General features: G+C 67.7%; 4 protein-coding genes and 1 pseudogene. All 5 read left to right on the top strand.

The annotated features are described in order from the left end of the window. Window positions 1-1,084 (top strand): hypothetical protein (locus tag QK444_RS27100; protein WP_282784977.1); only part of this gene is annotated, 1,084 nt, incomplete at its 5' end. Then, complete coding sequence (locus QK444_RS27095; RefSeq protein ID WP_282784976.1) at window positions 1,081-2,394, top strand: VWA domain-containing protein; 1,314 nt, start codon at window positions 1,081-1,083, stop codon at window positions 2,392-2,394. The genes QK444_RS27100 and QK444_RS27095, both read left to right, overlap by 4 nt. Before the next feature lie 9 nt (window positions 2,395-2,403). After that, entirely contained in the window at window positions 2,404-3,516 is a 1,113-nt protein-coding gene (locus tag QK444_RS27090; protein WP_282784974.1) for an AAA family ATPase, read from the top strand. After that, entirely contained in the window at window positions 3,513-6,302 is a 2,790-nt protein-coding gene (locus QK444_RS27085) for a DUF5682 family protein (protein ID WP_282784972.1), read from the top strand. Before QK444_RS27090 ends, QK444_RS27085 begins: the two co-directional genes overlap by 4 nt. 224 nt (window positions 6,303-6,526) lie before the next feature. Then, window positions 6,527-8,454: pseudogene (locus QK444_RS27080) on the top strand (DNA-directed RNA polymerase subunit beta); the annotation flags it as partial.

The following is an 8,454-nucleotide window of genomic DNA, read 5'->3' as shown; positions in this document are numbered from 1 at the left end:
CGACTGGGTGCAGCCCGCGGTGACCGCTGCCGATCCGCATCCGCTGGCCGTCGGTTGCCGCTCCTGGCTGGGCGAGGTGGCCATCGCGGGCTGGCGCGGGGTGGACCACGACCTGGTGACGGCGGCCGATCGCACGGTGGAGGGGCTGCTCGCCGAGCCGGGGCAGCGTCGGCTGGCCGTCCTGCTCGACGGGCTCACCGCCGAGCTGAGCGCCTCGGCCCCGATCGCGACCATGGACGCGCTGCCCGTGCGGCGCTGGGCCGACCTGTGGACGCGCGCCCTGTTGCTGACCTGGCGCACCGCGGACACTCTTGTACCGGAAGCCACTGTGCCGGAAACCGCTGCGTCGGAAACCGCTTCGGGCCGCCTGTTGCCGCTCGGCGTGGATGTGCACGAACACGGCACCGCCGTTCAGGCGCAGGTGCACGCCATCCTGGAAGCACCGGGCGCACCTTCGCGCACGGTGCGGGTGAGTGTGGCGGCCGCCAAGGTGGACACCATTGTCGGACCGGCGGTCTGGCAACTGCTGGGCGCGCACCCGCGCCTGCTCACGGCACTGGCCGAACACCGCGCCCTGACGGTGACCGATATGCCGCTCACCGCGAGTGGTGATCTGGTGTGGCGGGACGGGCGGGCGAGCGTCGGCGATCCGGCCGACCCCTTCGCCACCGCGAGCGTGCAGCTGACCGATGCGCTCGCCGCGCCCACCGCCCCGCTGGACCGCGATCCGGTGCACATCGCCGAACCGGTGTTGCTCGAGGGCTACCGCATCAAGGACGGCGCAATGGAATTGGGCGGCCTGCGGTTGCCGCTCGAACTGGACCGGCTGCCGTCGTGCGGACCGCTCACCCCGGCCGCGGTATCGGGTTCGTTCGCCTGCCTCGGATTGCTGCGCTGGGACGGCGGACGCTGGAGCCTGCGCCCGCTGGCGGTGCGGCGCAAGGTCAAGTCCACCGTCGTCGCCCTGCACAACGGTGACTGGGCCTGCGGCCCCACCGACCCCAAGGTGGCCAAGGCACAGGCGAAATCGGGTGACGCGGTGCTGGTGCTGCGTGAGCGGGCGGGACGGTTGCTGCGGAAATGACCGATCATGAGACCCGCCGCCAGATTCTGTACTGGCGGCTGCTGTCGGGCGTCTTCGGGGGCGATCCGCAGCCCACCCTGGAATCCGCGAGTGCGAGCATCGTCGAGGATATCGGGCTGCCACTGGCGGTCCTCGACCCCGGCGTCTCCATAGACACTGTCGTCCAACGCTTTCCGGAGCTCGCCGCGGAATTCGCGGCACTCGATCTCACGGCCGAGCGCGCCGCGGCCGAAACCGAGGCCGAAACCGAGGAGCCGGCGGCGATCGGCGGCACCGATGTGCGCACCGCCGCGCTGGTATCCAAGCTCCTGCTGAACATCTTCGCCACCGGCTGCGGTGCGGTGAGCGCCGATCAGCTGTCCGGCTGGCAGAGCGACGCCAACTGGCTGCGCCGCGGCCTCGGCGAACAGCGCGCCGGGGAGGTGCGCGGTGTGCTCGCCGAACTGGAGGGCGATCTGGTCTCCCGGATGCGGCTGCGCGAGGTGCTGGCCGACCCGAAGCTGGCCGCCCAGCTCACCCCGAGTATGTCGCTGGTCGAACAGCTGTTGCGGGACAAGCACAATCTGTCCGGTGTCGCGCTGGCCAATGCCAAGGCCCTGATCCGGCGCTACGTGGACGAGGTCGCGGAGGTGCTGCGCACCCAGGTGCGGCAGAGCAGCGCGGGCACCGTCGACCGGTCGGTGCCGCCCAAGCGCATCCTGCGCAATCTCGATATCGACCGCACCATCTGGAAGAACCTGCCCAACTGGAACCCGCGCGACGAACGCCTCTACGTGGACCGGCTGTTCTACCGGCAGACGGCCAAACGCACCGTGCCCGCCCGCATGATCGTGGTGGTCGACCAGTCGGGATCCATGACCGATTCCATGGTCAACTGCACCATTCTGGCGTCCATCTTCGCGGGCCTGCCCAAGGTGGACGTGCACCTGATCGCCTACGACACCCGGGCGCTGGATCTCACGCCGTGGGTGCACGACCCGTTCGAGGTGCTGCTGCGCACCAACCTCGGCGGCGGCAACGACGGCCCGGTCGCGATGGCCATGGCGCAGCCCAAGATCACCGATCCGAAGAACACCGTGCTGGTGTGGATTTCGGACTTCTACGAGTTCGACCGGTCGCAACCACTGTTCGATGCCATGGCGGCGGTGCACCGTTCCGGGGTGAAGCTCATCCCGGTGGGTTCGGTCAACAGTTCCGGCCAGCAGAGCGTCAACCCGTGGTTCCGCGAACGGTTCAAAACCCTCGGTACGCCGGTGATTTCGGGACGCATTCAAAAACTTGTCAACGAACTCAAGAACTTTCTCGACTAGGAGACCATCATGTCCGACGTCCTGCGCGCTCCCGCCGAAGTCAAGTACGCCGAGGAGCTGGATTGGCTGGAGTCCATCGACGACGGTCCCAAGCCCTTCGCCTGGCGGCTGAGCCCGAAAATGGTGCGGCTGTTCATTCTCGGCTCCGAACGCGCCGACGGCCTGGATCGCACCGTCGAGCAGAAGTGGTTCGGCGACCGCAGTTTCGTCGAACGCAGCATCGTCACCCTGGCCTCCGATCGTGGCCTGCTGCTCATCGGCGATCCGGGTACCGGCAAGAGCTGGCTGGCCGAACTGCTGTCCGCGGCCATCAGCCGCAACTCCACCCTGGTGGTGCAGGGCACCGCGGGCACCACCGAGGACCACATCAAATACTCGTGGAATATCTCCATGGTCATCGCCAAGGGCCAGTCGCGGGAATCCATGATCCCCTCGCCGATCATGACCGCCATGGAGCGGGGCGTGATCGGCCGGTTCGAGGAGCTGACCCGTTCCACCAGCGATGTGCAGGACGCGCTCATTTCCATCCTGTCGGAGAAGTACGTCTCCATTCCCGAACTCGACGACGACAATGTGGTGTTCGCCCAGCCCGGGTTCTCCATCATCGCCACCGCCAACAGCCGTGACCGCGGTGTGAACGATCTGTCCTCGGCGCTCAAGCGGCGCTTCAATTTCGTGCGCATCCCGGTGGTGTCGAACAAGCGCAGCGAGGCCGAGATCGTGCGGTTCCGCACCCAGGAACTGCTGCGCCGCCATCGGATCGAGCTGGAACTGCCGCCGACGCTGCTGGATATCCTGCTGGAGAGCTTCGCCGATCTGCGCGCCGCCGCCGCGGCGGCCACCAGCGATGACGACAAGCTGGAATCGGCGCTGTCGACCGCCGAGCAGATCGGCGTACTCGAGGACGCGATTCTGCACAGCCAGTTCTTCGGCGAGCGGGAACTGCGCGCCGAAACCCTCGCCGGTTCCCTGGTCGGTTCGCTGGCGCGGCGTGCGCCGGAGGATCTCGCCATTCTGAACAAGTACCTGCACGGCGTGGTCGAGCCGCGCAGCAAGGATCAGGGCGGGTCCTGGGGCGAGTTCCTCGAGGGCGGCCGGGCGGCGATCGCGAGGCTGTCGTGACCACCTCCGAAACCCGTTCGGCGACTTCGGTGTTCGGCGCGCTGCGGGAGCAGCTGGCGGACGCGGCCGCCGCGTTCGCCGGTGATCCCGGTGCGGCGGGCGACATTCTGGCGGGCATGGTCGACGATGTCGACCGGGCGCTGTCGGAGCGGCTGGAGATCTTCCCGGTCTGCCACCATTCGCCCGCCTCCGGACTGGCCATGGTGCGTCGCCTGCGTGAGAAGCAGCCCACCGTCATCTACATGGAGCTGTGCGAGGATCTGCGGCCGCTGCTGGACGAGCTGCGCAACTGTCGGCTGCCGGTGGCATTGCAGGCGTTCGCCAGTGCGGTCGACGGTTTCCCGGCCTCCTGGTCCCCGCTCTCGATCGTCGCCCCCATTACCGAATCGTCGGCCGAATATCAGGCCATCGCGTACGCGCTCGACACTCCGGGCGTCGAGCTGGTGCTGGTGGACCGGTCCACCGATCACGTCTTCCAGTGGTCGCCGACCGAGGACGAGGCCACGGCGGACGCCGACACCCCGGAGTCCGACAACGGCCTGCACGGCGAAGCCGTCGGCATCGACATCGGCGATATGCGGCCGCGTTTCGCCGAGTTGGAGCAGTACCTGCTGCACCACGGCAAGGTGCGGCACTGGTCGGAGTGGTGGGACCAGTACGTCGAACAGCCTCTCGCCGACGCCGACTACGACACCTACCGGCAGGTCATGGTGATGATCGGCAGCCTGTTCCGGCGGTTGCGGCGCGGCAGTACCGAGGTGGACGAGAACCGCGAGCGGTACATGTGGACGCGCATGCGCGAACATCTCGCCGCCACCGGTGCCGACCCCGAACGCGCCCTGTACATCTGCGGCGCGGCCCACGCCGCCAGCCGGGTGGAGCAGTTCGGATCGGATTCCACCGCGCCGTACGAGATCTCCCCGCGCACGGCCACCACCTGGCATTACGGGCTCATCCCCTCCAGCCACTCCGCCATCGAGGAGCAGTTCGGGCTGGCCGGCGGCGCGGTCTCCATCGCCGCCGCCACCTGGGCGAAGGGTTTGCGGCGCGCCAAGACGCAGGCGTTCCGGCTGGCGGGGCAACCGGGGTCGCGGGGTCGCGCCGGGAAGAAGACGCTGCCCGTCGCGACACCGGCCGCGGCCGTCGCGGATCACCTGTCCGGCTTCCTGACCAGCGCACCGGCCCTGGACCCGCTGGACGAATCCGAACTGCTCGAGTGGTCGGTCGATATCGTCCGGCTGGCTCGCCGCAATGGTTACCTGGCCAGCACCGCCGACGCCATCGCCATCTTCGAACACGCCATTCTCTTGGCGGGCCTGCGCAATCGGACGCGTCCGACGCCGTACGACTTCCAGGACGCCGCCATCACCTGCATCGAGAAGGACACCGTGCCCGGCCGCCGCGATGTGCGGCGGCTGTGCGAGATCCTGCTCGGCGGGGATCGGATCGGGCAGGTCGGCTATTCGGCGCTGCCGCCGCTGGCCCGCGACGTGCTCGATCGGCTGGCGCCCCTGGGGCTGGACCTGTCCAAGCGCACCCTGCAACGGGCACTGCTGGACCTGCGCGCCGACCCGCACCTGCGGCCGTGCTCGGATCTGCTGTGGCTGCTGCGCAAGCTGATTCCCGCCGACGCCGTCCGGCCCATCATGGGCTCGCGCGGTCTGGGCGAGCAGGCTGTGCAAGAGAGCTGGGATCTGGGGCTCGGCAAGTATCAGCGCTCCCTGGTGGAACTCGGCTACGAGGGCGTCACCGTCGAGCAGGTCTTCGAACAGCGCCTGCGCCGGGCAGTCGACGACCCGGACGCCACGGCGGCGGCGGCCCTGGCCGCTGTCGAAGACGCCCTGGTGTATCTGGGCTCGGCGCGGTTGGCCGACGAGATCGGCTCCCGCGCGGTGGAATTGCTCGCCGCCGAACGCACGGTGGACGACGCACCCGCGGTGCTGCGCCGAATCCGACTGCTGATCAACCACTTCCGCTCGTCGGCAGCGGGCATGCCGGAATGGTGCGAGCGTTTCGTGACCGTGGGCTACGCGCACTACTGCACGCTGTTGCCGACGGCCTTCGCCGCCGACGACAGCGGCGCGGGTCAGGTGGCGGCCATGCTCGGCTTCCTGTTCGGGATGGAAAGCCTCGCCCTGTCGCTGGGCTGTGACCACACCCAGCTGGAACTGGCCGTACTGCAATCCCATCCGGAGGCCCCCGACAAGGTGGCGCTGCTGTGGGCGGCGCGTTTCCAACTCGGGCTGCTCCCGCTGGCCGAGCTGCGCGAGCGCTGCGACGACATGCTGGTCAATCCCCTGGTGCTGCCGTCGTTCCCGCGCTACCTCACCGGTTTCGTGCACGCGATCGATCCGGCCCCGGCGCTGCAACCCTTCGTGGTGGAACTGCTGTCGAAAGCCTTCGGTCGACTGCCCGATCGAGTGCTGCTGCCGTGGCTGCCCACACTGATCACCACGCTGCGCAAACAGGTGGGCGAGGTGATGCCGGCGCTGGTCCGGGAGGCGGGCCGCACCTTCCCGGGCGCGCTGCCCGCGGTGGACGGTTGGGTGCCGCCGTGGTCCGAGATGGCGGCCGCGCCGACCGCGCCGCTGACCTCGGCACCTCGCGGCCCCGCCACCGACCTGCTCGCCGCGCATCCGGCCGCGTGCGACGCGTTGGCGGTGCTGTTCGGCCACGATCCGGTCTGGCAGGAGCCACCCGCGGCCGCCGATACCGCGGTCGCCGACCTGCTCGACCGGTATCCGGCGACGGCGACGGCACTGGCCGCGAACCTCGGCATCGGCTGATCCGTCCGGGGTCCGGTCCACTGCGACCGGGCCCCGGCGAATCCTCGCCGATTACTTGACGAATCGCCGCCGCCCCTGTAAATATTGAAATGGGAAGACGCCGATAATTCGGATGTCTATTTGTTCGTGCCCTCGACATAAGTCGTTTTCGGGTGTAATTTTGGACTTCGTTTCCGGGGAAGAACCGTCCAGATCTCGAAATCCGAACGACTGTGGGGATGTAAATGTCGAGTCGAGTATCGTTCGCCGAAATCCGTGAGCCGCTGGCGGTTCCGGACCTGTTGGGTATCCAGACCGATTCGTTCGAGTGGCTGGTCACGAGTGGTTTAGCGGAGGTGCTCGAGGAGATCAGCCCGATCGAGGACTTCGCCGCGACAATGTCGCTGACGCTCTCCGAGCCGCGCTTCGAGGAGATCAAGACCTCCGTCGAGGAATGCAAAGACAAGGATATGACCTATGCGGCGCCGCTGTTCGTGACCGCGGAGTTCATCAACAACAGCACCGGGGAGATCAAGTCTCAGACGGTGTTCATGGGCGATTTTCCGTTGATGACCGACCAGGGCACGTTCGTCATCAACGGCACCGAGCGCGTCGTCATCTCACAGCTGGTCCGCTCCCCCGGGGTCTACTTCGACGAGACCATCGACAAGGCGAGCGAGAAGACGCTGCACAGCGTCCGCGTCATCCCGTCGCGCGGTGCGTGGCTGGAGTTCGACGTGGACAAGCGCGACACCGTCGGCGTGCGCATCGACCGCAAGCGGCGGCAACCGGTGACCGTGCTGCTCAAGGCGCTCGGATGGACCGGCGAGCGGATCGAGGAGCGGTTCGGCTTCTCCGAGATCATGATGACCTCGCTGGCCAAGGACGGCACACCGGGCACGGACGAGGCGCTGCTCGACATCCACCGCAAGCTGCGGCCGGGCGAACCGCCGACCAAGGAGTCCGCGCAGAACCTGCTGGAGAACCTCTTCTTCCGGGAGAAGCGCTACGACCTGGCCCGCGTCGGCCGCTACAAAGTGGACAAGAAACTCGGCATCGGCACCGGCGCCGACGCGGCCCAGCGTCCGGGAGTGCTCACCGAGGCCGATATCGCCGCGATCATCGAATATCTGCTGCGCCTGCACCGGGGCGAGCAGGTCATGACCGGACCGGGCGGCGTGGAGGTACCGGTCGAGGTCGACGATATCGACCACTTCGGCAACCGTCGCCTGCGCACGGTCGGCGAGCTGATCCAGAACCAGTTTCGTGTCGGCCTCTCCCGCATGGAACGTGTGGTGCGCGAGCGCATGACCACCCAGGACATCGAGGCCATCACACCGCAGTCGCTGATCAATATCCGCCCCGTCGTGGCCGGGCTCCGGGAATTCTTCGGCACCTCGCAGATGTCGCAGTTCCTGGATCACCGCAACCCGCTCGCCAGCCTGACTCATAAGCGTCGGCTCTCGGCGCTGGGTCCGGGTGGCCTGTCCCGCGATCGTGCCAGCCTCGAGGTCCGCGACGTGCACTACAGCCACTACGGCCGCATGTGCCCGATCGAGACGCCCGAAGGCCCCAATATCGGTCTGATGGGCTATCTCTCGGTGTACGCGCGGATCAATCCGTTCGGATTCGTCGAGACGCCGTACCGCAAGGTCGTCAACGGCATCGTCACCGATGAGGTCGACTATCTGACCGCCGACCAGGAGGATCTGCACGTCGTCGCGCAGGCCAACGAACGGCTCGACGCGTCCGGGCGCTTCCTCGCCGGTCGAGTCGCGGTGCGGCGCAAGAACTCCGAGGTCGAACTCGTCGATACCGCCGAGGTCGACTACATGGATGTCTCGCCGCGCCAGATGGTGTCGGTGGCGACCGCCATGATCCCGTTCCTCGAGCACGACGACGCCAACCGCGCCCTGATGGGCGCGAACATGCAGAAGCAGGCGGTGCCGCTGTTGCGGTCCGAGGCCCCGCTCGTGGGCACCGGTATGGAGGCGCGGGCGGCGGTCGATTCCGGTGATGTCATCCTCGCCGAGAAAACCGGTGTGGTGGAGGAGGTTTCGGCCGATTTCATCACCGTCATGCACGATGACGGCACCCGCCGCAGCTACCGGCTGCGGAAGTTCGAGCGTTCCAATCAGGGCACGTGCGCGAATCAGCGTCCGATCGTGGACGA

It is taken from the genome of Nocardia sp. CC201C (genome assembly GCF_030010695.1).
GTDB lineage: Bacteria > Actinomycetota > Actinomycetes > Mycobacteriales > Mycobacteriaceae > Nocardia > Nocardia otitidiscaviarum.
This window is presented reverse-complemented; position numbering and strand designations above follow the sequence as displayed.

Excerpts from the sequence above, each read along its gene's own strand:
- QK444_RS27090 (WP_282784974.1), top strand. The coding sequence starts at position 2,404 with ATGTCCGACGTCCTGCGCGCTCCCGCCGAAGTCAAGTACGCCGAGGAG.
- QK444_RS27095 (WP_282784976.1), top strand. The coding sequence starts at position 1,081 with ATGACCGATCATGAGACCCGCCGCCAGATTCTGTACTGGCGGCTGCTG.